At 69.0% G+C, this 21,284-nt stretch carries 20 protein-coding genes and 1 tRNA gene; 15 read left to right on the forward strand and 6 right to left on the reverse strand.

The annotated features are described in order from the left end of the window. Positions 1–45 precede the first annotated feature (45 nt). From L8951_RS02635 to L8951_RS02670, 8 genes are all read left to right on the forward strand, one after another. Positions 46–639 (forward strand): thymidine kinase, encoded by a 594-nt coding sequence (locus L8951_RS02635; protein ID WP_244381444.1) that lies wholly within the window; start codon positions 46–48, stop codon positions 637–639. After that, positions 639–1,523, forward strand: coding sequence for a tRNA pseudouridine(55) synthase TruB (truB, locus tag L8951_RS02640; RefSeq protein WP_244381445.1), 885 nt, complete (start codon positions 639–641; stop codon positions 1,521–1,523). The genes L8951_RS02635 and truB overlap by 1 nt, the downstream gene beginning before the upstream one ends. A gap of 20 nt (positions 1,524–1,543) precedes the next feature. After that, positions 1,544–1,813: a 30S ribosomal protein S15 gene (gene rpsO, locus L8951_RS02645; RefSeq protein ID WP_244381446.1), complete on the forward strand. Its 270-nt coding sequence runs from the start codon at positions 1,544–1,546 to the stop codon at positions 1,811–1,813. A gap of 168 nt (positions 1,814–1,981) precedes the next feature. Continuing rightward, positions 1,982–4,306, forward strand: a complete 2,325-nt coding sequence (gene pnp, locus L8951_RS02650; RefSeq protein WP_244381447.1) for a polyribonucleotide nucleotidyltransferase — start codon at positions 1,982–1,984, stop codon at positions 4,304–4,306. 117 nt (positions 4,307–4,423) lie between these two features. Then, positions 4,424–4,852, forward strand: coding sequence for a DUF411 domain-containing protein (locus tag L8951_RS02655; protein WP_244381448.1), 429 nt, complete (start codon positions 4,424–4,426; stop codon positions 4,850–4,852). A gap of 79 nt (positions 4,853–4,931) precedes the next feature. Beyond that, complete coding sequence (locus tag L8951_RS11460; protein WP_265535903.1) at positions 4,932–7,910, forward strand: YfaP family protein; 2,979 nt, start codon at positions 4,932–4,934, stop codon at positions 7,908–7,910. 161 nt (positions 7,911–8,071) lie between these two features. Further along, the gene (locus tag L8951_RS02665) at positions 8,072–9,553 is read left to right on the forward strand and encodes a SulP family inorganic anion transporter (protein WP_244381449.1); all 1,482 of its coding nucleotides are present in this window, start codon (positions 8,072–8,074) and stop codon (positions 9,551–9,553) included. 12 nt (positions 9,554–9,565) lie between these two features. Beyond that, positions 9,566–10,411, forward strand: a complete 846-nt coding sequence (locus tag L8951_RS02670) for a universal stress protein (RefSeq protein ID WP_244381450.1) — start codon at positions 9,566–9,568, stop codon at positions 10,409–10,411. Between the two features lie 93 nt (positions 10,412–10,504). On the opposite strand, the gene L8951_RS02675 is transcribed toward L8951_RS02670, so the two are convergent. After that, a tRNA-Ala gene (locus tag L8951_RS02675) sits at positions 10,505–10,580 on the reverse strand. Between the two features lie 185 nt (positions 10,581–10,765). Between L8951_RS02675 and L8951_RS02680 the strand changes: the two genes are divergently transcribed. Together L8951_RS02680 and L8951_RS02685 are read left to right on the forward strand one after the other, a co-directional pair. Next, positions 10,766–11,665 carry an SWFGD domain-containing protein gene (locus L8951_RS02680; protein ID WP_244381451.1) on the forward strand — a complete coding sequence of 300 codons (900 nt, stop codon included), beginning with the start codon at positions 10,766–10,768 and terminating at the stop codon, positions 11,663–11,665. Between the two features lie 128 nt (positions 11,666–11,793). Beyond that, positions 11,794–12,792 carry an NADP-dependent oxidoreductase gene (locus tag L8951_RS02685; protein WP_244381452.1) on the forward strand — a complete coding sequence of 333 codons (999 nt, stop codon included), beginning with the start codon at positions 11,794–11,796 and terminating at the stop codon, positions 12,790–12,792. Here L8951_RS02685 and L8951_RS02690 read toward each other — a convergent pair. After that, positions 12,789–13,370 (reverse strand): hypothetical protein, encoded by a 582-nt coding sequence (locus L8951_RS02690; RefSeq protein ID WP_244381453.1) that lies wholly within the window; start codon positions 13,368–13,370, stop codon positions 12,789–12,791. The genes L8951_RS02685 and L8951_RS02690 overlap by 4 nt on opposite strands. Positions 13,371–13,480: 110 nt before the next feature. Between L8951_RS02690 and L8951_RS02695 the strand changes: the two genes are divergently transcribed. After that, entirely contained in the window at positions 13,481–14,305 is an 825-nt protein-coding gene (locus L8951_RS02695) for a patatin-like phospholipase family protein (protein WP_244381454.1), read from the forward strand. Here L8951_RS02695 and L8951_RS02700 read toward each other — a convergent pair. Genes L8951_RS02700 through ypfJ form a run of 3 tightly spaced genes read right to left on the reverse strand, consistent with a single transcriptional unit; the run spans position 14,302 to position 16,683 of the window. Next, positions 14,302–14,757, reverse strand: coding sequence for an SRPBCC family protein (locus tag L8951_RS02700; RefSeq protein WP_244381455.1), 456 nt, complete (start codon positions 14,755–14,757; stop codon positions 14,302–14,304). The two genes, L8951_RS02695 and L8951_RS02700, sit on opposite strands and share 4 nt — an antisense overlap. Before the next feature lie 11 nt (positions 14,758–14,768). Then, positions 14,769–15,764: an endonuclease/exonuclease/phosphatase family protein gene (locus tag L8951_RS02705; RefSeq protein WP_244381456.1), complete on the reverse strand. Its 996-nt coding sequence runs from the start codon at positions 15,762–15,764 to the stop codon at positions 14,769–14,771. A 52-nt stretch (positions 15,765–15,816) separates the two neighbouring features. Continuing rightward, positions 15,817–16,683: a KPN_02809 family neutral zinc metallopeptidase gene (gene ypfJ / locus L8951_RS02710; protein ID WP_244381457.1), complete on the reverse strand. Its 867-nt coding sequence runs from the start codon at positions 16,681–16,683 to the stop codon at positions 15,817–15,819. Between the two features lie 103 nt (positions 16,684–16,786). Between ypfJ and L8951_RS02715 the strand changes: the two genes are divergently transcribed. From L8951_RS02715 to L8951_RS02730, 4 genes are read left to right on the forward strand one after another with little or no spacing between them, the layout of a single operon-like run. Continuing rightward, a complete protein-coding gene (locus L8951_RS02715) occupies positions 16,787–17,575 on the forward strand; it encodes a 3-hydroxybutyrate dehydrogenase (protein ID WP_244381458.1) in 789 nt (262 codons plus the stop codon). 11 nt (positions 17,576–17,586) lie between these two features. Next, positions 17,587–18,216, forward strand: coding sequence for a DUF4893 domain-containing protein (locus tag L8951_RS02720; RefSeq protein ID WP_244381459.1), 630 nt, complete (start codon positions 17,587–17,589; stop codon positions 18,214–18,216). Between the two features lie 4 nt (positions 18,217–18,220). Then, on the forward strand, positions 18,221–19,543 hold the full coding sequence (locus tag L8951_RS02725; RefSeq protein WP_244381460.1) for a M20 metallopeptidase family protein: 1,323 nt from the start codon (positions 18,221–18,223) through the stop codon (positions 19,541–19,543). 3 nt (positions 19,544–19,546) lie between these two features. Continuing rightward, positions 19,547–20,320 (forward strand): TonB family protein, encoded by a 774-nt coding sequence (locus L8951_RS02730; protein ID WP_244381461.1) that lies wholly within the window; start codon positions 19,547–19,549, stop codon positions 20,318–20,320. Here the strand turns inward: L8951_RS02730 and L8951_RS02735 are convergent. Beyond that, positions 20,317–21,231, reverse strand: coding sequence for an aldo/keto reductase (locus L8951_RS02735; protein WP_244381462.1), 915 nt, complete (start codon positions 21,229–21,231; stop codon positions 20,317–20,319). The genes L8951_RS02730 and L8951_RS02735 overlap by 4 nt on opposite strands. Between the last annotated feature and the right edge of the window lie 53 nt (positions 21,232–21,284).

The following is a 21,284-nucleotide window of genomic DNA, read 5'->3' on the forward strand; positions in this document are numbered from 1 at the left end:
TCGAAGCCGATTGCCACGCCGGGGGTTGCCGCTAAGGTGCCCGGCATGGCCAAGCTCTACTTCTACTACGCCGCGATGAACGCGGGCAAGTCGACCACGCTCCTGCAGGCCGACTTCAACTATCGCGAACGCGGCATGGAAACCATGCTGTGGACCGCGGCCCTCGATGAACGGCAGGGGGCAGGCCGGATCGGTAGCCGCATCGGGCTGGCTGCCGAGGCGCACCGCTTCGAGGCCAGTACCCCGCTCTACGAGCGCATCGCCGACGAGCAGCGCCGGCGCCCGCTCGGCTGCCTTCTCGTGGACGAGGCGCAATTCCTCTCGCCCCGACAGGTGCGCGATCTCGCCGAGGTCGCCGATCGGCTGAAGATCCCGGTGCTCTGCTACGGGCTGCGCACCGATTTCCAGGGCGAGCTCTTCCCCGGTTCGGCCGCGCTGCTCGCGATCGCCGACAAGCTGATCGAGTTGAAGGCGGTATGCGAATGCGGCGCCAAGGCGACGATGAACCTGCGCGTCGACGCCGAGGGCCGCGCCGTCGCGCAAGGGGCCCAGACCGAGATCGGCGGCAACGACCGCTATGTCGCGCTGTGCCGCCGCCATTTCAACGACCGCCTGCGCGCCGCCGCCACGGCCGCCTGATGCTCCACGGCTGGATCGTCCTCGACAAGCCGGTCGGGATCGGCTCGACCCCCTGTGTCGGCAAGGTCAAGCGCGCGCTGCGCGACATGGGCTTCCGGAAGCCCAAGGTCGGCCATGGCGGTACGCTCGACCCGCTGGCGAGCGGGGTGCTTCCCATCGCGATGGGCGAGGCAACCAAGCTGGCGGGGCGTATGCTCGATGCGACCAAGGCCTATGACTTTACGATCGGCTTCGGCGAGGAAACGACGACCCTCGACACCGAGGGCGAGGTCACGCTCCAGAGCGACATCCGCCCGAGCGGGCAGGACGTGCTCGAGATCCTCCCCGGCTTCACGGGCACGATCGAGCAGGTCCCGCCCGCGTTCTCGGCGCTCAAGGTCGAGGGCAAGCGCGCCTACGACCTCGCCCGCGCGGGCGAGCTGGTCGACCTGCAAAGCCGCACCGTCACCATCCATGACCTGCGCCTCCTCGCTTACGACGAGGGGAGCGCCACCCTCTCCGCCACCGTCTCCAAGGGCACCTACATCCGATCTCTCGCACGGGATATCGCGCGCGCCCTTGGCAGCGCCGGTCACGTCACCATGTTGCGGCGAACGCGCGCCGGTCCCTTCGACCTGTCACAGGCGATTTCGCTGGACAAATTGGAAGAACTCTCTAAGGCGCGCTGTCTGGACGACGAGGTGCTCCCGCTTGTCGCGGGGCTGGACGACATCCCGGCCCTCGCCGTCTCGCCCGAGGAGGCACGCATCCTGAAACATGGACAGCGGCTCCAAGGGCACCCCGCACCGCCCGGGCAGCATCTGGCGATGGAGGGTGACACCCCCATCGCGCTGGTCGAGGTGGAGGATGGCGAGGTCGCCGTTCTGCGCGGGTTCAATCTATAGACTTTGGAAGGAATGAACCGATGTCGATTACTGTCGAACGCAAGGCCGAGCTGGTCAAGGAACATGGTCGCGGCGAAGGCGATACGGGTTCGCCCGAGGTGCAGGTTGCCATCCTCACCGATCGCATCAACACGCTGACCGAGCATTTCAAGACCCACAAGAAGGACAACCACTCGCGTCGTGGCCTTCTGATGATGGTCAACAAGCGTCGCAGCCTGCTTGATTATCTCAAGCGCGAGGATCACGATCGCTACGCCGACCTCATCAAGAAGCTCGGCCTGCGCAAGTAACCAGTTTCCGAAGGGCGCCCACCGGGCGCCCTTCGCTTATCCGGCCCCTCGCAATCCGGCGGAGGGCAAGATGGGGGGCGAAACGAAAAGCCCCCGAACCCACGCGGACGGGACAGTCCGCAGCAAGAAGAGGCCCCGCGGGCATCCGGCCCCGGGTGACAGAAAATTATGTTCGATGTGAAAACTGTAGAAATCGATCTTGGCGGCCAGACCCTCAAGCTCGAAACCGGGCGGATCGCCCGCCAGGCCGACGGCGCGGTGCTCGCGACGCTCGGTGAAACCGTGGTGCTGTGTGCGGTCACCGCCGCCAAGAGCGTGCGCGAAGGGCAGGACTTCTTCCCGCTCACCGTCCACTACCAGGAAAAATTCTCGGCTGCCGGGCGGATCCCCGGCGGCTTCTTCAAGCGCGAAGGCCGCGCGACCGAGAAGGAAACGCTGACCAGCCGCCTGATCGATCGCCCCGTTCGCCCCCTCTTCCCCGAGGGCTTTTACAACGAGATCAACGTCATCTGCCAGGTGCTGAGCTATGACGGCGAGAACGAGCCCGACATCCTCGCGATGATCGCCGCCTCCGCCGCGCTCACCATCTCGGGCGTGCCCTTCATGGGCCCGATCGGTGCCGCGCGCGTCGGCTTCGTCGACGGCGAATATGTTCTCAACCCCAAGCTCGACGGCATCTTCGAAGAGGGTCGTCTCGACCTCGTCGTCGCCGCCACCCATGACGCCGTCATGATGGTCGAATCCGAAGCCAAGGAGCTGAGCGAGGACGAGATGCTCGGCGCGGTCCAGTTCGCGCACGAGGCCTCGAAGAAGGTCGTCGGCGCGATCATCGAGCTGGCCGAACAGGCCGCCAAGGAGCCGTGGGAAATCGACATGTCGGACGACACGTCGGCGATCAAGGAGAAGCTCCGCGGGATCGTCGGCGACGACATCGCCGCCGCCTACAAGCTGACCGACAAGTCGGCGCGTTCGGACGCGCTCAATGCCGCGCGCGAGAAGGCCAAGGAAGCGTTCGCCGAGGAAGAGGCGCAGACCCAGATGGTCGCCAACAAGGCGGTCAAGAAGCTCGAGGCCGAGATCGTTCGCGGCGCCATCCTCAAGGACGGCCAGCGCATCGACGGGCGCAAGACCGACGAGGTTCGCCCGATCGAGGCGATGGTCGGCCTCCTGCCGCGCACCCACGGGTCGGCGCTGTTCACCCGCGGCGAGACGCAGGCGATCTGCACCACCACGCTCGGCACCAAGGACGCCGAGCAGATGATCGACGGGCTCGAGGGGTTGAGCTACTCGCCCTTCATGCTGCACTACAACTTCCCGCCCTATTCGGTCGGCGAAGTGGGTCGCTTCGGCTTCACCAGCCGCCGCGAAACCGGTCACGGCAAGCTCGCCTGGCGCGCGCTGCACCCGGTGCTGCCGAGCGCGGAGGACTTCCCCTACACGATCCGCATCCTCTCGGACATCACCGAGTCGAACGGTTCGTCCTCGATGGCCACCGTCTGCGGCGGCTGCCTGTCGATGATGGACGCCGGCGTGCCGATTACCCGTCCGGTGTCGGGCATCGCCATGGGCCTCATCCTCGAAGGCGATGATTATACCGTCCTGTCGGACATCCTTGGCGATGAAGATCACCTCGGCGACATGGACTTCAAGGTCGCGGGCACCGAAGAGGGCATCACCTCGCTCCAGATGGACATCAAGGTCGCGGGGATCACCCCCGAGATCATGAAAACCGCGCTGAGCCAGGCCAAGGAAGGCCGCGCGCACATCCTCGGCGAGATGAACAAGGCGCTGGGCGAAGCGCGCACCGAACTGTCCGCGCACGCTCCGCGCATCGAGACGATGCAGGTCGCCAAGGACAAGATCCGCGACATCATCGGCACGGGTGGCAAGGTCATCCGCGAAATCGTCGCGGAAACCGGCGCCAAGGTCGACATCGACGACGAAGGGATCGTCAAGATTTCGTCCTCCGACGTCGACCAGATCAACGCCGCCAAGGCGTGGATCGAGGGCATCGTGGCCGAGCCCGAAGTGGGCAAGATCTACACCGGCAAGGTCGCCAACATCGTCGATTTCGGCGCCTTCGTGACCTTCATGCCGGGCAAGGACGGGCTCGTCCACGTCTCGGAAATCAAGAACGAGCGCGTGGAAAAGGTCACCGACGTCCTCGAGGAAGGCCAGGAAGTGAAGGTCAAGCTTCTCGAGATCGACCAGCGCGGCAAGGTCCGCCTGTCGATGCGCGTCGTCGACCAGGAAACCGGCGACGAGCTCGAGGACACGCGCCCGCCGCGCGAAAAGGGCCCGCGTCGTGACGGTGGTCGCGACGGTGGCCGTGGTGGTCGCGACGGCGGTCGCGGTCCGCGCGGCGGCGGTCGTGACGGTGGTCGCGATGGGGGCCGTGGCCGCGGTCCGCGCCGCGATCGCGAGGACAAGGGCAACGACGGCGGTGAGATGGAGCACAAGCCCGCCTTCCTCACCGGCGGCGACGACGAATAGGTCGTAAGCCCCCAACCAACGAAGACCCCCGGTGCCCCGCGGCATCGGGGGTTTTTCGTTCACCCCAATGAAAGCGCTGCTATCCTAGCCAGCGACAAACCTATCGGGAGTGCCCCCATGCGCCAGACTATCCTCGCCCTTACCCTTGCCCTGTCCGGGACGGCCGCGCAGGCCGCCGACATCGTCATGCATCGCAGCGCCGGCTGCGGCTGCTGCCTGAAATGGGTCGAGAAAATGGTCGAGGCGGGCCATGAGGTCGACGTCGTCAACGAGGCCGACCTGATGGCCTTCAAGGCGAAGCATGGCGTGCCCATGGGCCTCGCGAGCTGCCACACCTCTCTGGTCGGCGGCTATGTCGTCGAGGGTCATGTGCCCGCCGCCGACATCGAACGGCTGCTCGCCGAGAAGCCCGAGGCGGTCGGGCTGTTCGTGCCGGGGATGCCGATGGGCTCGCCCGGGATGGAGCATGGCGACCATGTCCAGCCCTACAATGTCCTCCTCCTCAAGGCCGACGGCACCTACGAGATCTGGGCCAGCCACGGCTGATCACGGCCCCGGATCACCGGGGGTTGCCAAGTCGATGTGACAATGTACCATTTGCGCTGTCCTTCGTGGGAGAGTGCAGATGACGGCGATGCGTTTTGCGGCGATCATGCTTCTGGCGGGGTCGGCGGCGGTTGCCGCGCCCAACGCCCAGGTTGAACGACCCACCGCCGGCGTGGGGATCGAAGCACCGCCCCTCTCGCCCTCGCTCACCGCCCGCGCGCGCGGCGTCGAGGACGAGCGCATGGTGCGCGACCTCGCGCTCGACGATTTCAAGGTCACCGCCCGCCGCCACGGTGCCACCATCGCGGTCCGCTACCTGATGACTTTCTCCGCCGAGGAGGAAGGCACCGAGGGTCGGCTGTCGATCGACTTGCCGCAAGGCGCGGTGGTCACCGGTTATGCGCTGGATGTCGAGGGTCAGATGATCGCGGGCGCGCTGGTCGACCAGGCGCAGGCGCGCGAAGCGTTCAACACGCTGGTCCGCGGCCAGGTCGATCCCGGTCTCGCCGAAGTGACGCGCGACGGTACCTTCAACACCCGCGTCTTCCCGGTCGGCCGCGAAGGCCGCACCATCCGGGTCGATTTCGTCGCGCCCGTGACGGAGAATTTCGCGCTGCCGATCCGGCTCGGCGCGCAGAGCGGCGACTGGACCATCCGCTTCGATGGCGAAGATGGCGACGGGGTGTTCGTCGGCAACCGGCGGCTCGAGAGTGGCGAGGGGTTCGCCTCGATCAGCGGACGCGGCGCGTTCGAGACCGAGATTCGCGTGGCCGAACCCGAGCAGCGCACGCAGGTCCTCGCCAGCCGCCATCCCGGGACCGGCGAAACCTATTGGCAGGTCAGCACCCCGCTTCGCGCCCCGAGCGCACGCACCGACCCGCCCCGCGTCCACGTCTATTGGGACGCCTCGCGCTCGCGGCTCGACGATGATCACGATGCGGCGATCGCGTCGGTGATCTCCACGCTCGAGCAATGGGATCCCCGTTCGGTCCAGTTCACGGCCTTCAACCATTTGCGGCACGAGCCGCAGCGGCTCGGCGATATCGGTGACGTGCGCGCAGCGGTGGGCGCGGTCCGCTATGGCGGCGCGAGCCGGCTCGACTGGCTCGGCGAGGCGGAAGGCGCCGATCGCTGCATCCTCGTGAGCGACGGGCAGGCGACGCTCGGCGCGCTCGACGTGGTGCCCGACTGCCCCACTCTCGTCATCGCCACCCGCGCGGGCGCCTCGCAAGAAGTGCTCGGCGCCATCGCGGATCGCAGCGGCGGCGCGCTGATCGCGGCGGGCGAGACCGGCCCGGCGCTGCTCGACGGGCTGCGTTTCACGTCCTTCGACAATGTCACCCTGCCCCACCGCCGCCTGCCCGCCCCCGAGGGCATGCTGCACGCCATCGTCAAGGCGCCGGTCGATGCGCGGATCGGCTATACCACCCACGGCCAGATCCAGAATTTCGGCCCGCCGAGGAACATCACCGAGACCGACCAGGACGCGATCCTGTTCGAGGCGACGCGCAACGCCATCCTCGAGGCGGGCGATGACCGCACCGCGTTCGTCGAGCATGCCCGCACCTATGGTATCGCCTCGCAGAGCCTGCCCTTCCTCGTCCTCGAAAGCGTCGAGGATTATGTCCGCTTCGACGTCACGCCGCAGGTCGACCACCCGCAATTTGCCCGTTTCCAGCGGTTGCGCAGGGAGGCCGACCTCGACGCGGCCGAGGCGCGCGAGGACAGGCTCGCGCAGGTCATCGCCAGCTGGAACCGCGAGGTCGCGTGGTGGGAAAAGGAGCACGATCCCGCGCGCTTCGCCGAGCGGCAGGACAAGGACGGGAATATCCTGCCTCCGCCCCCGCCGCCGCCATCGCCGCCGCCGGAGATCGCTCCCGTCCCGTCCGCGCCGGCCTCGCCCCGGCCGCCCTCGCAGGTCGACGGGGGCGACGGGGGTGAGGAACGGTTGGTGGTCACCGCGCAGCGGCGACCGCGCGCGTCGGCCGAGAGCGCGGCCCCCTTAATGGCGATGGAAGCCGACGCGCTCGCCGTCGGCGACGCCGCCGCCGCTCGCTCGCCCGACAGCGGCATCCGCATCGCCATCGGCGCGCTATATCCCGACAGCGAGTGGATCGCGGCCTATGACGCCGACCCCGCCGCCTTCGACGCGACCTTCGCGGCCTGGCAGGAAAAGGTGGGCACCCTGCCCGGCTTCTACCTCGAGAGTTCGAACTGGCTGTGGCTGGCTGGCGAGCCCGACAAGGCGCGGCGCGTGCTCCTCTCCGCGCTCGACCTGCCGCTCGCCGATTCGACCACCCTCGCGATGGTCGCGGCGCGGCTCGAGGCGTGGGGCGAGCATGACCTCGCGGTCGACCTGCGCGCGCGCCATGCGGCGATGGTGACGCACCGCCCGCAGCCCGATCGCCTCCTCGGCCTCGCGCTGGCCGAGCGCGCCAAGGCGCGCGCCGCGGCGGGCGACGAGGACGGCGCGCGCCGCGATTATGCGCGTGCCGTGGCGTTGCTCGCCGACGTCGCGCTGCGGCCCTTCGATCCACGCTTCAACGGGATCGACATGATCGCCTTGAAGGAGGCCAATGCGCTGATCCCGCGGCTCGAGGCGCTCGGCGGCGAGCACACGCTCGACCCCCGGATCGTGAAGAACCTCGACAGCGACCTGCGGGTGACGATCGAATGGACCGCCGATGCGACCGATCTCGACCTCCACGTCGACGAGCCGACCGGCGAACATGTCTTCTACGGCCATCGCCAGAGCTTCTCGGGCGGCTGGATGTCGAACGACATGATGCAAGGCTTCGGCCCCGAGGAATATTGGATCCGCAAGGCCCCGGGAGGCAGCTTCAAGGTCAGTTCCTCGGTCTTCCGCCGCGACCGCATCGACCCCAATGGCGCGCCGTGGCTGCGCGCGCGGCTGATCCGCGACTTCGGCCGCCCGACCGAGCGGGTCGACTATGTCGACGTCGCGATGGACGGGCAGCTGCGCGATCGGGTGCCGCTGGGCCGGTTGCGGATCGGCCCCGCCGAGGCAATGGCAGCGGCGGACGAGGGGGGCCGCTAGGCGCGCTGCGGCGCGCGCCCCCCCGCCGCCCCGGCGCCAAGCCCTTGCGTTTCCTTCCGAAACCATTAAGAGGCGGGCCAGCAGGTCGCCGTCGGCTGCCTTTTTCGTAAGATTTCCAAGGACCGATGGCCGCGCCCCGACCGCGACGGTCGCTATCGCTTATGATCGACACGCAAAAGCTCCGGCGCGAATGGCTCGCCAACCCCCGCGCCGATATCCTCGCCGGCATCGTCGTCGCGCTCGCGCTCATCCCCGAGGCGATCGGTTTCTCGATCATCGCCGGGGTCGACCCGGCGGTCGGGCTCTACGCCAGCTTCTCGATCGCGATCATCATCGCGCTGGTTGGCGGGCGCCCGGGCATGATCTCGGCGGCTACCGCGGCAGTAGCGGTGCTCGTCGTGCCGCTGGTGCGCGATCATGGCGTCCAATATCTGTTCGCCGCGACGATCCTGATGGGCGTGCTCCAGTTCCTCGGCGGGCTGCTGCGGGTCGACAAGCTGATGCAGTTCGTCTCGCGCAGCGTCATCACGGGCTTCGTCAACGCGCTCGCCATCCTCATCTTCATGGCGCAATTGCCGCAGCTGATCGACGTCAGCATCCACACCTACTGGATGGTCGCGCTGGGGCTCGGCATCATCTACCTCTTCCCGCGGCTCACCAGGGCGATCCCCTCCCCGCTGGTTGCCATCGTCATCCTGACGATCATCGCGCTCTATGCCGACCTGCCGGTCAACCGCATCGGCGACATGGGCGCGCTGCCCAGCGACCTGCCGCCCTTCCTCATCCCCGATGTGCCGTTCACGCTCGAGACGCTGCGGATCATCCTGCCCTACTCGCTCACCATGGCGGCGGTCGGCCTGCTCGAGAGCCTGCTCACCGCACAGATCGTCGATGATCTCACCGACACCGACAGCGACAAGGCCAAGGAAAGCCGCGGGCAGGGCATCGCCAACTTCGTCACCGGTTTCTTCGGCGGCATGGGCGGCTGCGCGATGATCGGCCAGTCGGTGATCAACGTGAAGTCGGGGGGCACCAGCCGGCTGTCGACGCTGACCGCGGGCCTGTTCCTCCTCGCGCTCCTGATGTTGGTCACCCCCTGGGTCGCCAAGATCCCGATGCCCGCGCTCGTCGCGGTGATGATCATGGTCTCGATCGGCACCTTCAGCTGGTCCTCGATCCGCGACATCGCCTCGCACCCGTGGCACAGCTCGGTGGTGATGCTCGCGACCGTCGTGACCGTCGTCGCCACCCACGACCTTGCCAAGGGCGTGCTCGTCGGGGTGCTGCTCTCGGGTATCTTCTTCGCGCACAAGGTCACCAGCCTGTCGCGGATGGACAGCAGCCTGTCGGCCGATGGCGGGACGCGGACCTACCGGGTGCTGGGCGAGGTGTTCTTCGCCTCCGCGCAGAGCTTCGTCGCTGCCTTCGACTACAAGGAGGTGCTCGACCGCGTGGTGATCGACGTCAGCCGCTCGCATTTCTGGGACATCAGCGCGGTCGGTGCGCTCGACAAGGTGGTGCTCAAGTTCCGCCGCGAGGGCACCGCGGTCGAGATCGTCGGCATGAACGAGGCGAGCGCCACCCTTGTGCGCAGCTTCGCCGAGCGCGATGACAAGGATGCCGCGACCGCGGCCAGCAAGTAGGACCTGTCTTCCATGAAGCTTCTCGCCTGTCTCGACGCCTCGCTTTACGCCAACAGCGTCACCGACCATGCCGGCTGGATCGCCAAGGCGCTGGGCGGCAGCATCGAACTGCTCCACGTCATCCAGCGCCGCGACGTGGTGACCAAGCGCCACGACCTGTCGGGCGCGCTCGGGCTCGGCGCCCGGTCGGCGCTGATGAAGGAGCTGGTCTCGATCGAGGAAACGCAGAGCCGCCTCGCCAAGGCGCAGGCCGACGCGCTGCTCGACACCGCGCGCGCGCGGCTGGCCGAGCAGGGCGTGAGCAAGGTCACCCTGCTCGAGCGCCACGGCGACCTGGTCGAGACGGTGATCGAACGCGAGGCCGAGGCCGACATGGTGGTGATCGGCAAGCGCGGCGCGGGCGCCGATTTCGCGCGCGGCCACCTCGGCAGCAAGATCGAGCGCGTCGTGCGCCAGTCGGACAAGCCGGTGCTGGTCGCGAGCCGCGCCTTCTCGCCCATCGACACCGCGCTCATCGCCTTCGACGGCGGGCTGACCAGCCGCAAGGCGGTGGCGATGGCGGCGACCTCGCCGCTGTTCGAGGGGGTGAAGGCGTATGTGGTGATGGTCGGTCACGACGATGCCAAGGGCGCCAGCGCGCTCGACTGGGCGTGCGAGACGCTGGGCGAGCGGCTCGGCGGCTGCGAGCGCGTGCACGGCGATGTCGAGGGCGCGCTGGTGGCCGAAGCCGAGCGCATTGGCGCCGACATCCTGCTGATGGGCGCCTACGGGCACGGGCCGCTGCGCACCATGATCGTGGGGTCGACCACGACCGCGATGATGCGCGCGCTGACCAAGCCGATGCTGCTGTTCCGCTAGGCGCGCCCGGTGGGCACGCAGCGCTGGGCCTAACGATGCAAAAAGCCCCCGTCGCCAAGCTGGCAGCGGGGGCCCTTTCTAAAGACCCGAGGATGGTGGAGCTAGGGGGATTCGAACCCCCGACCTCTGCAGTGCGATTGCAGCGCTCTCCCAACTGAGCTACAGCCCCGCACCCTCGGGTGGAGGGGTCTTTAGCGCTGCTTTTCGTCCATTGCAACAACCTGTCTGCCCCCATGCACTTCTCATCCGTCGAGGCGCGCTCAAACGGAACGATTTTTCCCTGAAATCCATTGGTTTTCAAAGAGTTGGGCAATCGGCCCTTCTCGAAATTCCTGCAGTGAAGGGAAGGATCGAATGGTTTACGACCGAGATGAGCGGATGAGGCATCGGATGGACTGGCGCGAGGATGAGCGCCGCGATCGCCCGCGCGGCCGGATGCGCCGCGACGATCACTACGACGCGCGCCACGATGAGCGCGATTTCTTCGACCGCGCCAGCGATGAGGTACGCAGCTGGTTCGGCGACGAGCGTGCCCAGCGCCGCCGCCGGCGCGACGAGCGCGACGGGCTCGCGGGCGATGGCTACAAGAACCAGCATTTCGATTTCGAGGACGATTTCACGGATGCCGGCGGCTGGCGCAATGTCGACCACGGCTATCGCCGTGCCTATGACGACGATGACTACCGTGCGCGCCGGCCGGGCATGGAAATCGACGATGGCCGCCGCCGACGCCGCGAGCGCGGCGAGACGGGCGACTTCGATCGCGTCGACACCTATGACTATGACCGCGGCTATACCCAGAATCGCTGGGGTCGCCCGCAGACGCAGGCCGAATATACGAGCGACCGCGACTATGCCGAATGGCGCACCCGCCAGATCGAGGCGCTCGACCGCGATTATGAAGAATGGCGTTCGGAAAACCAGGCGCGCTTCGACGAGGAGTTCACCTCGTGGCGCGAGGCGCGGCAGCACAAGCGCGACCAGCTGCGCCAGCTCGGCGAGGAGGCGACCGTGGTCGGCTCCGACGGCGAACCCATCGGCACGATCTCGAGCATCCGCGGCGACCGCATGATCCTCAAGGACGATGGCGACGATCGGCGCTGCGTGTTCAGCTTGCGTCACGTCGACCAGGTCGGCGACCGGCAGGTCCGCCTCACGCTGTCGAGCGACGATGTCCGCCGCCGGCTGCGTGACGAAGCCCCGTTCGGCGACGATCATCGCCCGGGCCAGCGCAGCGCTGCTGGTGATGGCTAGCCCGCGAACCCGCGTGCCGACCTGATGTCGGCCGAGGAAGGCCCGGCGGCGACCGTCGGGCCTTTCCTTATGACGGGCGAGCGCCTACCTCCCCCGGTTGGAACCGCGACCCTCGAGGAGAGATCATCATGGCCAAGGCCTGGCACCTCATGCAGCGCCCGCAGGGCAAGCCCACCGCCGCCGACGTGGCGCTCAAGGACTATGACCTCGCCCCGCTCGAGGAGGGCATGATCCATGTCCGCAACGACTGGCTCTCGGTCGACCCCTATATGCGCGCGCGGATGGACGACACCGAAAGCTATTTCGAGAGCTTCGGGCTCGACCGGCCGATGGAAGGCGGGGCGGTCGGCACCGTCATCGCCTCCAGGGCCGACGGCTTTGCCGAAGGCGACAAGGTGCTGCACATGGCGGGCTGGCGCGACGAGGCGGTGATCCCGGCCAAGGCGGCCAACAAACTGCCCGAGCTGGGCGTGGAGCCCTATCATTTCCTCGCCAACCTCGGGTTGACCGGCGGTACCGCCTGGTTCGGGCTGATGGACGTGGCGAGCGCGAAGGCAGGCGATACCGTCTTCGTGTCCGCCGCCGCGGGCGCGGTCGGATCGGCGGTGGTGCAGATCGCCAAGGCCAAGGGCATGACCGTGATCGGCTCGGCGGGCGGCGCGGACAAGTGCGATTTCGTGAAGAGCCTCGGCGCCGATGCCTGCGTCGACTACAAGGCGGGGCCGATCCTCAAGGGGCTGCGGGGGGCGCTCGGGGAGATCGGCGCCAAGGGCATCGACGTCTATTTCGACAATGTCGGGCGCGACCATCTCGACGCCGCCTTCGCGGTGGCGAACAACGAGGCGCGCTTTGCCGAATGCGGGATGATCGACGGCTACAACCACGAGGATCCCTACGCCTATCGCTACATCATGTACGTGATCGGAAAGCGGCTCCAGCTCAAGGGGTTCATCTTCACCGACTTTATGGAGCGGATGCCCGAATTCTACGCCGCGATGGGGCCGATGATCATGAGCGGGCAGGTCAGGAGCCGCGAGACGGTGCACGATGGGCTCGAGACGACCTTCGAGGCGTTTCTCGGGCTCTTCTCGGGCGAGAATACGGGCAAGATGCTGGTCCGCCTCTAGGCGGGCTCAGCCGGCCACCGACGGCGCGCGCTCGCGCAATTCGGCAGATAGCGGTGATAGGCGTGCGCGCTTGCCCCCGCGGGCACGTCGGGAGCGAGCCCCCAGCCGAACAGCGCGAGCCGCATTGCCGCCGCCTCGCGCGCCATCGCATGCACCAGCCGGGCGAGCAGGATCGTGGCGAACCCCGCCTCGAGGTCGGCGCCGTCGCGCCGCGCCGCGACGAAGCGCGCCGCGCTCCAGCCGAGCCAGAGCGCACTGATCGCGGCCATCGCGACGAGGAGCGGCGGCATGGCGAGCAGCGCCGCGCGCACCGGCGCTGACGCGCCGACGAGGATGACGAGGCTCGCCAGCGTCAGCGCGCCGAGCAGCGCGCGCAGCCCATGGCGGTCGCGCGGCGCCTTGGCGAGGACCAGCAGCCCGAGCGTGTCGGCCACCAGCCAGGCGAACAGCAGCGCGGCAAGCGAGGCGTTGGCCGCGGCCCAGTCGCTATGGGTCATCGCCCGGGCGAGCACGAGCACGAGGAGCGGGGCGAGCAGGACGACGATCGGCCGCCATCGCGCTGGGCGAACGCTTTGCATGCCGCCAGCATAAGGGCGCGGGCGGCGCTTGACCACCGCGTCGGCCAGCGTTCGCGCCGGTCGCGGGAGCGGCGATGCAATCCCGATGCTGCCGTGCTCATTGTCATGCCATGTCTTTCGACCCCGCCTCCTTCGCCCAGGTCGTCTTCTCGGGCGGCGGGACGCGCTGCTTCTGGCACGGCGGGTTCATGTCGCAGGTCGGCACCATCGCGACGATCCGCCCCGAGCGCGTGTGCGGTCTGTCGGGGGGCGCGCTCTCGGGCGCGGCCTGGATCAGCGGGCAGGACGAGCGCTGCAAGCAGGTGATGGGCGAGATCTTCGAGCGCAACGAGCGCAACCTCGCGATCGAGGGCGATGGGATCGCCCCGCACGAGCAGCTCTACCGCGAGGCGGTCGAGGGCACGTTGCCCGACACGGCGATCGCGACGATCGCCGAGGGCCCCGCCTTTCAGATCGCGCTCGCCACCCCGCCGCGGGGGCTGTCCTCGCGCCTGTTCGCGGCCATCTGCGCGGTGGGCTATTCGCTCGAGGAGAAGCTGACCGGCAGCCCCCGGCTGCGGTTCACGCGCTGGCTCGGGCTCGAGCTGATCCGCGTCGATGCGCGGCAGGCCGCGCGCGATGGCCGGCTCGTCGACCTGATCGTCGCGGCCGCCACCATCCCCCCCGTGTTCGACATCCCCCGGTGGGACGGGCGCGACGTGATCGATGCGGGCATGGCGACCAAGGCCGCCTATCCCGACCCCGACGCGGGGCGCACGCTCGTCCTCATGACCAGCCCCTATCGCGACTTGCCGGCGCAGGACGACAAGCTGTTCGCCACGCCATCGAGCCCGGTCGAGGCGGACAAGATCGATTTCACCGGGCGCGAGCAGATCGAGGAGACATGGGCGCAGGGGTGCAAGGACGCGCGCGGCTTCCTCGCCGAGCAGGCCTAGGCGCCGACCCGCGCCGCCAGCTCGTCGAGCGCCAGCGGCCAGTTGTCCGCATGCGCGCGCCGCGACGCCTCGTTGACGAAGCCGCGATGGTCGAGCCTGAGGAGCGTGCCCGCGGCTTGCGGCTCGAGCGTGATGGTGAGGATCGTCTCGGCGCCCTCGGTCCCTTCGGCGCGGCCGTTGCCGGTGACCCAGGCGAGCTCGATCGAGCGGTCGGGGACGAGCGCGAGCACCCGGCCGTAGTGCGGATGGCGACCCCACTCGATGCGATTGTAAAAGAAGAAGGGGGCACCCGGTGCGGCGGTGAACCGCAACGTGCCCGGCGCCGCGAACCAGCGATCGAACCCGGTCGTCCAGGCCTCGAACAAGGTGCGCGCAGGCGCGGCCATGAGCCGCTCGCAGCTGCAGGACAGCGGGCGGTTCGACAGGTCGGGCCGGGCGATGGCCGTGCCCATCGCAGGCAAGCCTAGCGCGCGCCCGCCGCCGGGGTCGCGGCCGGGCGACAGAACCGACCGAGCAGCGCGCGGTGGTCCGAACCGTTGTCAGGCAGCACCTCGAAGCCGGTCAGCTCGAGGTCGCCCTTCACCATCAGCTGGTCGAGCGGCCAACCCAGCCACAGCAGGTCGGCAGGAAAGGTCGGGTAGGCGCCGCGCCCGACGCGCGGGTCGCGCCAGTCGCCGACCTCGCGGAACTTGCTGGTGGTACGCGACCAGGGCACGTCGTTGAAGTCGCCCATCACGATCGCGTCGGGCAGCCGGTCGGGGGTCTGCGTCGCGGCATTGACGATATTCTCGTCGCGCAGCTCGGTGTTCCACCCGGGGAGCGGCGGCTTGGGATGGAGCCCGATGAACTCGAACGGCGCGCCGCCCTCGGGCGCCAGCGTGGCGTAGAGGGTCGGCGTGTCGCGATGCGTGTTCTCGATGATATTCGTCTTGGCGACCGGCAGCCGCGTGGCGAAGACCAGCCCGAAGGCTTCCGGCTGCGGATGCGCCTCGACATGGTCGTAGGACGACAGCAGCGGTCGCAGCTGCTCGACCCAGCGCGCGTCGGTTTCCATAAGGAAAAGAATGTCGGGGTCGATCCGCGCGACCTGCGCGGCGATCCGGTCGTAATCCTCGTTCTTCACCTTGACGTTGACCGACATGGCCGAAAAGCAACGCGCCCCCGGCGTCGCTGCCGCCTCCTCGTCGAGCGCGACCTCGGTCCCCGCGATCGCTAGATAGGGCCACATGCGCGCCAGGTTGACGAGGATCGAGACCCCGAGCAGCGCGATGGTCGCGCCGCGCCAGCGGGTGTCGAGGAACAGCGCGAGGAGCAGCAGCCCGGTGGCGAGATAGATCAACGGTTCGCGCACCAGGTCGACCGTGCGGACGAGCCAGTAGTCGGTCGGCAGGAGCGAGGCGAGCACGGCGAGCAAGAGGAGGCTCGCCAGGCCAAGCAGCAGTGTGCCCAAGGTCTTCATCGCATCATCTCCGCTGGGAATCGGGTGTCGGTAGGGCGCGGGGGGCCGGTGGCTAGCGCGCATAGTCGCAGTCGGCCGGGTTGCCGTCGGACAGCCCGCGCCGCAGCGCTTCCATCCGCTGCGCCGAGGTGCCGTGGGTGAAGCTTTCGGGGCGCACCGCCTGCCCCGCCTGCCGCATCAGCGCATCGTCGCCGATCGCCTCGGCGGCGCGCAGCCCTTCCTCGAGGTCGCCGGGCTCCATCGCGCCGGTCCGCGCGGCCCAGACGCCGGCGTAGCAATCGGCCTGCAACTCGACCCCGACCTGCAGCCGGTTGCCCTGCGCGCGGCTGGCGCGCTGCTGCTGGCGCTGCACGCTCGACAGCGTGCCCTCGAGGTTCTGGATATGGTGCCCGACCTCGTGCGCGATCACGTAGCGCGCGGCGAAGTCGCCCGGCGCGCCGAAGCGCTGCGACAGCTCGCTGAAGAAATCGGGGTCGATATAGATGCGCTGGTCGCCCGGGCAGTAGAAGGGGCCCATCACCTCCTGCCCGAAGCCGCAGGCGGTCTGGGTCCCGCCCTCGTAGGCGACGAGTTCGGGCTCGCGATAGGTGGCGCCGGCCTGCGCGAACAGGCTGGTCCAGACGTCGTCGGTGCTCTCGAGCGTGCCGCGAAGGAGCGCCAGCTCCTCCTGCGTGAGCGTGCTCTGCCCGCTCGAGGACGCGCCCTGCGGGGTGCCGCCGCCGCCGAGCCCGCCGAGCCCGCCCGACAGCGCGCAATAGCCGAGCGCGAGGACGAGCACGCCGACGATGCCGAACTTGTTGAAGACGAAGCGGGCGAGCAGCGCGAACAGCCCGGCCGACATGCCGCCGCCGCGCATCCCGCCACCGCGTTGCCCGGTCCGGTCGATGAAATTGTCGCTGTCGCGATCGCCGATGCGCATGGTCGCTACCTCTCCCTCTTGTCCTCGCCCAACGGCCCTAGCGCCGCCGCGGTTGCATCCTCGTTGCGCGCGCGTCATGGCTATTGGCAAGGGAGACCGAACAATGACCGACCTTACCGGAAAGCGCGCGCTGGTCACCGGATCGACCTCGGGGATCGGGCTGGCCATCGCGCGCGGTTTCGCCGATGCCGGCGCGAGCGTCATGATCAACGGCTTCGGGCCCGAGCATGAAGTGGACGCGATCCTCGCCGACCTGCGCAAGCGGTCGGGCGCCGAGGCGGTGCATTCGGATGCCGACCTGACCGACCCCGAGGCGATCGCCTCGATGGTCGCCGATTGCGTGTCGGCGATCGGCAGCCCGCACCTGCTCGTCAACAACGCCGGGATGCAGCATGTCGCCCCGATCGCCGAATTTCCGGTCGACAAGTGGGACAAGATCATCGCGCTCAACCTGTCGGCGGTCTTTCACAGCTGCCGACTGGTCATCCCGATGATGCGCAAGGCGGGGTTCGGGCGGATCATCAACACCGCGAGCGCGCACAGCCTCGTCGCCAGTCCCAACAAGTCGGCCTATGTCGCCGCCAAGCACGCGGTCGCGGGGTTCACCAAGACGATCGCGCTCGAGACCGCCGAGGAGGGCATCACCGCCAACTGCATCTCGCCCGGCTATGTCTGGACGCCGCTGGTCGAACAGCAGATCCCCGACACCATGGCGGCGCGCGGGCTGAGCCGCGAGGAGGTGATGAACGAGGTGCTACTCAAGGCGCAACCGACGCGCCGCTTCGTGACCGTCGAGGAGGTCGCCTCCTGCGCGCTGTTCCTCTGCTCGGACGGCGCCGCCTCGATCACCGGCGCCAATATCAGCATGGACGGCGGCTGGACCGCGCAATAGGGTCGACCCCGATGACGCGCCTCCTCTCCTTCCTCGCGCCGCTGCTCGCGCTGGCCGGTTGCACCAGCTTGCCGGGCGCCCCCACGATCGAGACTCTCGACAGCCGCGACTGGCGCGCGGTGGCGAGCGATGCCGATGCCGACCGGCTGCGCGCGACCCGCGCCACCTTCGCGGCCGCGCTGGCCGAAGCGCGCGACAAGGGCTTCGGCGCCGAGATCGACGCGCTCGGGCCGCTCGCCGACCCCGACCTGCTCCTGCCGCTCGAGCGCGTGCCGACGGGGCGCCTGCGCTGCCGCACGATCAAGCTGGGCACCAAGGACGGGCGCGGCGACCGCGCCTATGTCGCCTACCCCCCGTTCGAGTGCCGGATCCGCCCCGAGGGCGGGCTGTACGGCTTCGCCAAGCTGACCGGGTCGCAGCGCCCCGTCGGGCTGCTCTTCCCCGATGATGCCTATCGCGAGGTCTTCCTCGGCACGCTGGTGCTCGGCGACGAGGATCGCGCGATGCGCTACGGTGCCGACCCCGGGCGCGACATGATCGGCGCGCTCCAGCGCGTCGGCAAGGCGCGCTACCGGCTCCTCGTCCCCTCGCCCCGTTTCGAAAGCCGCCTCGACATCATCGACCTCGTACCGGAGAACTGATCCCATGCGCCACGCCTTCCTTGCCGCCGCCGCCGCGCTCGCCGTCACCGTTTCCGCCCCGGCCCAGTCGCAGGACCTGCGCGCCGAGGTGGCCGCGGACATGCCCGAGCTGCTTGCGCTCTACCGCCACCTCCACGCGCACCCCGAACTGTCGGGCGCCGAGCATGAGACCGCCGCCAAGCTCGCCGGCATCGCGCGCGAGCTCGGCTTCGCGGTGACCGAGGGGGTCGGCGGCACCGGGGTGGTCGCGGTGATGGAAAATGGCGCCGGGCCGGTGCTGATGATGCGCGCCGACATGGACGGGCTGCCGGTGACCGAGCAGACGGGGCTCGACTATGCCTCCAAGGTGACCGCGATCGCCCCCCAGTCGGGGGTCGAGACCGGGGTGATGCACGCCTGCGGGCACGACACCCACATGACCGCCTGGGTCGGCGCCGCGCGCCAGCTGGTCGAGCGCAAGGACGACTGGTCGGGCACGCTCGTCATGATCCTCCAGCCCGCCGAGGAGACCGGCGAAGGGGCCAAGGCCATGATCGAGGACGGGCTGTTCACCCGCTTCCCCATGCCCACCCACGCCATCGCCTTCCACGATGCCGCGGCGGGGCCCGCCGGGTTCATCGGTCTGTCGTCGGGCTATGCGCTCGCCAATGTCGACAGCGTCGACATCACGGTGCGCGGGGTCGGCGGGCACGGCGCCTATCCCAACACCACCCGCGACCCCATCGTCATCGCCAGCCGTATCGTCTCCACGCTCCAGACCATCGTCGCGCGCGAGCTCGACCCGCAGGAGCCCGCGGTGGTCACGGTCGGCAGCTTCCACGCCGGCGCCAAGCACAATATCATCCCCGACGAGGCCGAACTGCTGCTCACCGTGCGCAGCTATTCGGACGAGACCCGCGCGCACCTGCTGGGGGCGATCGAGCGCATCGCGCGCGCCGAGGCGATGGCCGCCGACGTGCCCGCCGACCGCATGCCGATCGTCACCATCCGCGAGGCCGAATACACCCCCTCGACCTACAACAGCCCGGCGCTGACCCAGCATGCACACGACCTGTTCACGCGGACCTTCGGCACCGAGCGGGTGCGGATGGTGCCGCCGGTGATGGGGGGCGAGGATTTCGGGCGCTTCTATCGCGAGAACAACGACATCGAGAGCCTGATCTTCTGGGTCGGCGGCCAGCCGCTCGACAAGTGGCAGGCGGCGGGCGGCGATCCCGCCAAGCTGCCGAGCCTGCACAGCCCCTTCTGGGCGCCCGACGCCGAAGCCGTGGTCGCCACCGCGACCGAAGCGCTGACCACGCTCGCGCTCGATATCCTCGGGAGCTGAGGTTTGCTCGGGCTGGCCGTCGCGATCGCGCAGGCCGGCGTCGCGGCGCCGCCCGCGACCACGCCTTCCGTTGTGCCGCCGGTCGCCTCGCGGCCGATCGCGCACGAGGCGCCGCCCGTCGATAGCGCGGCGAGCGTCTGGGCGATGGCCGAGCGCGCGCATCATCCGGCCGCCTACGACCTCTACCTGCGGCGCTTTCCCGACGGCGAGCAGGCCGAGGCGGCGCGGACCGCGCTCGCGGCGCTGGCCCCCGACCGGGCGCGCGAAAGCGCGGCGCAGGCCGCGGCCTGCGATGCCTATCTCGACGCCATGCGGCTCGATCGCGAGGCCGGGGCGGTGCGCGAGGCGCTGCAGTGGCGAACGATCGAGAAATATCGCGTCGTGCTCGAGCGGTATGGCGACAATCCGTGCGCACCGCGGATTCGCGTCGCGTACGAGCAGGCGGAGCGGCTGGCCAGCCTCGAGGCACCGGTCGACGGGGTCGGCCCGCTCGCCCCGCACCTATTGTCCGAGCGCGCCTTCATCCGCGGCATCGACTATCCGATCGGCGCGCTGCGCGACGGCGTCGAGGGCAACAGCACCATCGCTTGGACGATCGCCCCCGACGGGCGCGCGCGCGACTGCCGCGTGACCCGGCCGAGCGGGCGCGAGGATCTCGACGTTGCCGCCTGCCGCCTCGCCGAGCGGCGGCTGCGCTACGACCCCGCGCGCGATGCCGCGGGGCGCGCGATCCCTGCCCGCGCGTGGACCGTCATCCGCTGGCAAATCGGCGACTAGGCGCTGGCCGCAGCGAGCCGGTCGAGTTGAGCCGCGCTCAGGCGCAGCGTCAGGCTGGCGGTCAGTTCGGACAGTTGCGCGAGGGAGGTGGCTTTGGCAATCGGCGCGGTAATCGTCGGCTGCGCGGCGAGCCAGGCCAGCGCGATGCTGGCGAGCGGGGCCCCCGTCTCGGCACTGACCTCGTCCATCGCCTCGAGCACGCGCGGGCCCCGGCCCTCGAGATAGGCGATGTTGCGCAGCCCCCGCGGGCTTTTCGACAGGTCGTCCTTCGATCGATACTTGCCCGCGAGGAAGCCGTTGGCGATCGCGTAATAGGGGAACACCGCGAGGTCGTGCCGCTGCGCCGCCGCGCGCAGCCCCGCCTCGTAGCGCTCGCGCTCGACCAGGTTGTACCACGGCTGGAGCGCGACCGGCCGGGTCAACCCCTCGGCCGCGCAGGTCGCCATCACCGCGTCGATCCGCTCGGGGGTGAAGTTGGACAGGCCGATGCTGCGCACCTTCCCCTCCTTCACCAGCGCATCGACCGCGCCGAGGGTGTCGGCAAGCGGCACCTGCTGGTCGTCGGTGTGCAGATAATAGAGGTCGATCTCGGTGCCGAGCCGATCGAGCGAGCCCGCACACGCCTTGCGGATCGCCGCCGGCGCGAGCCCCTCGAGGAAGCCGACCTTGCTCGCGATGACCACCTCGTCGCGCTTGCCCGACCGCTTGAGCCAGTCACCGATGACACGCTCGCTCTCGCCGCCCGCGTGCCCCGGGACCCAGGCCGAATAGCTGTCGGCGGTATCGATCATCTGCCCGCCTGCCGCGACGAAGGCGTCCATCAGGCGGAAGCTGGTCGCCGCGTCGGCGGTCCAGCCGAACACATTGCCTCCCAGCGCCAGCGGCGCGACCTCGCGGGGATGTATCGCCATGCCGTTCACCATATCTTTGTAAATTTTTCCGACAGTGCGCGGGTGTCGGATGT

Origin of the sequence: Sphingomicrobium astaxanthinifaciens (assembly GCF_022865105.1) — a bacterium.
GTDB lineage: Bacteria > Pseudomonadota > Alphaproteobacteria > Sphingomonadales > Sphingomonadaceae > Sphingomicrobium > Sphingomicrobium astaxanthinifaciens.

Coding starts and splice junctions, on each gene's coding strand:
- L8951_RS02700 (WP_244381455.1), bottom strand. CDS start 14,757: ATGGGCACGGCCATCGCCCGGCCCGACCTGTCGAACCGCCCGCTGTCC.
- L8951_RS02685 (WP_244381452.1), top strand. CDS start 11,794: ATGGCCAAGGCCTGGCACCTCATGCAGCGCCCGCAGGGCAAGCCCACC.
- rpsO (WP_244381446.1), top strand. CDS start 1,544: ATGTCGATTACTGTCGAACGCAAGGCCGAGCTGGTCAAGGAACATGGT.
- ypfJ (WP_244381457.1), bottom strand. CDS start 16,683: ATGCGCATCGGCGATCGCGACAGCGACAATTTCATCGACCGGACCGGG.
- L8951_RS02715 (WP_244381458.1), top strand. CDS start 16,787: ATGACCGACCTTACCGGAAAGCGCGCGCTGGTCACCGGATCGACCTCG.
- L8951_RS02735 (WP_244381462.1), bottom strand. CDS start 21,231: ATGGCGATACATCCCCGCGAGGTCGCGCCGCTGGCGCTGGGAGGCAAT.
- L8951_RS02725 (WP_244381460.1), top strand. CDS start 18,221: ATGCGCCACGCCTTCCTTGCCGCCGCCGCCGCGCTCGCCGTCACCGTT.
- L8951_RS02680 (WP_244381451.1), top strand. CDS start 10,766: ATGGTTTACGACCGAGATGAGCGGATGAGGCATCGGATGGACTGGCGC.
- L8951_RS02695 (WP_244381454.1), top strand. CDS start 13,481: ATGTCTTTCGACCCCGCCTCCTTCGCCCAGGTCGTCTTCTCGGGCGGC.
- L8951_RS02665 (WP_244381449.1), top strand. CDS start 8,072: ATGATCGACACGCAAAAGCTCCGGCGCGAATGGCTCGCCAACCCCCGC.
- L8951_RS02635 (WP_244381444.1), top strand. CDS start 46: ATGGCCAAGCTCTACTTCTACTACGCCGCGATGAACGCGGGCAAGTCG.
- pnp (WP_244381447.1), top strand. CDS start 1,982: ATGTTCGATGTGAAAACTGTAGAAATCGATCTTGGCGGCCAGACCCTC.
- L8951_RS02720 (WP_244381459.1), top strand. CDS start 17,587: ATGACGCGCCTCCTCTCCTTCCTCGCGCCGCTGCTCGCGCTGGCCGGT.
- L8951_RS11460 (WP_265535903.1), top strand. CDS start 4,932: ATGACGGCGATGCGTTTTGCGGCGATCATGCTTCTGGCGGGGTCGGCG.
- L8951_RS02705 (WP_244381456.1), bottom strand. CDS start 15,764: ATGAAGACCTTGGGCACACTGCTGCTTGGCCTGGCGAGCCTCCTCTTG.
- L8951_RS02655 (WP_244381448.1), top strand. CDS start 4,424: ATGCGCCAGACTATCCTCGCCCTTACCCTTGCCCTGTCCGGGACGGCC.
- L8951_RS02670 (WP_244381450.1), top strand. CDS start 9,566: ATGAAGCTTCTCGCCTGTCTCGACGCCTCGCTTTACGCCAACAGCGTC.
- truB (WP_244381445.1), top strand. CDS start 639: ATGCTCCACGGCTGGATCGTCCTCGACAAGCCGGTCGGGATCGGCTCG.
- L8951_RS02690 (WP_244381453.1), bottom strand. CDS start 13,370: ATGCAAAGCGTTCGCCCAGCGCGATGGCGGCCGATCGTCGTCCTGCTC.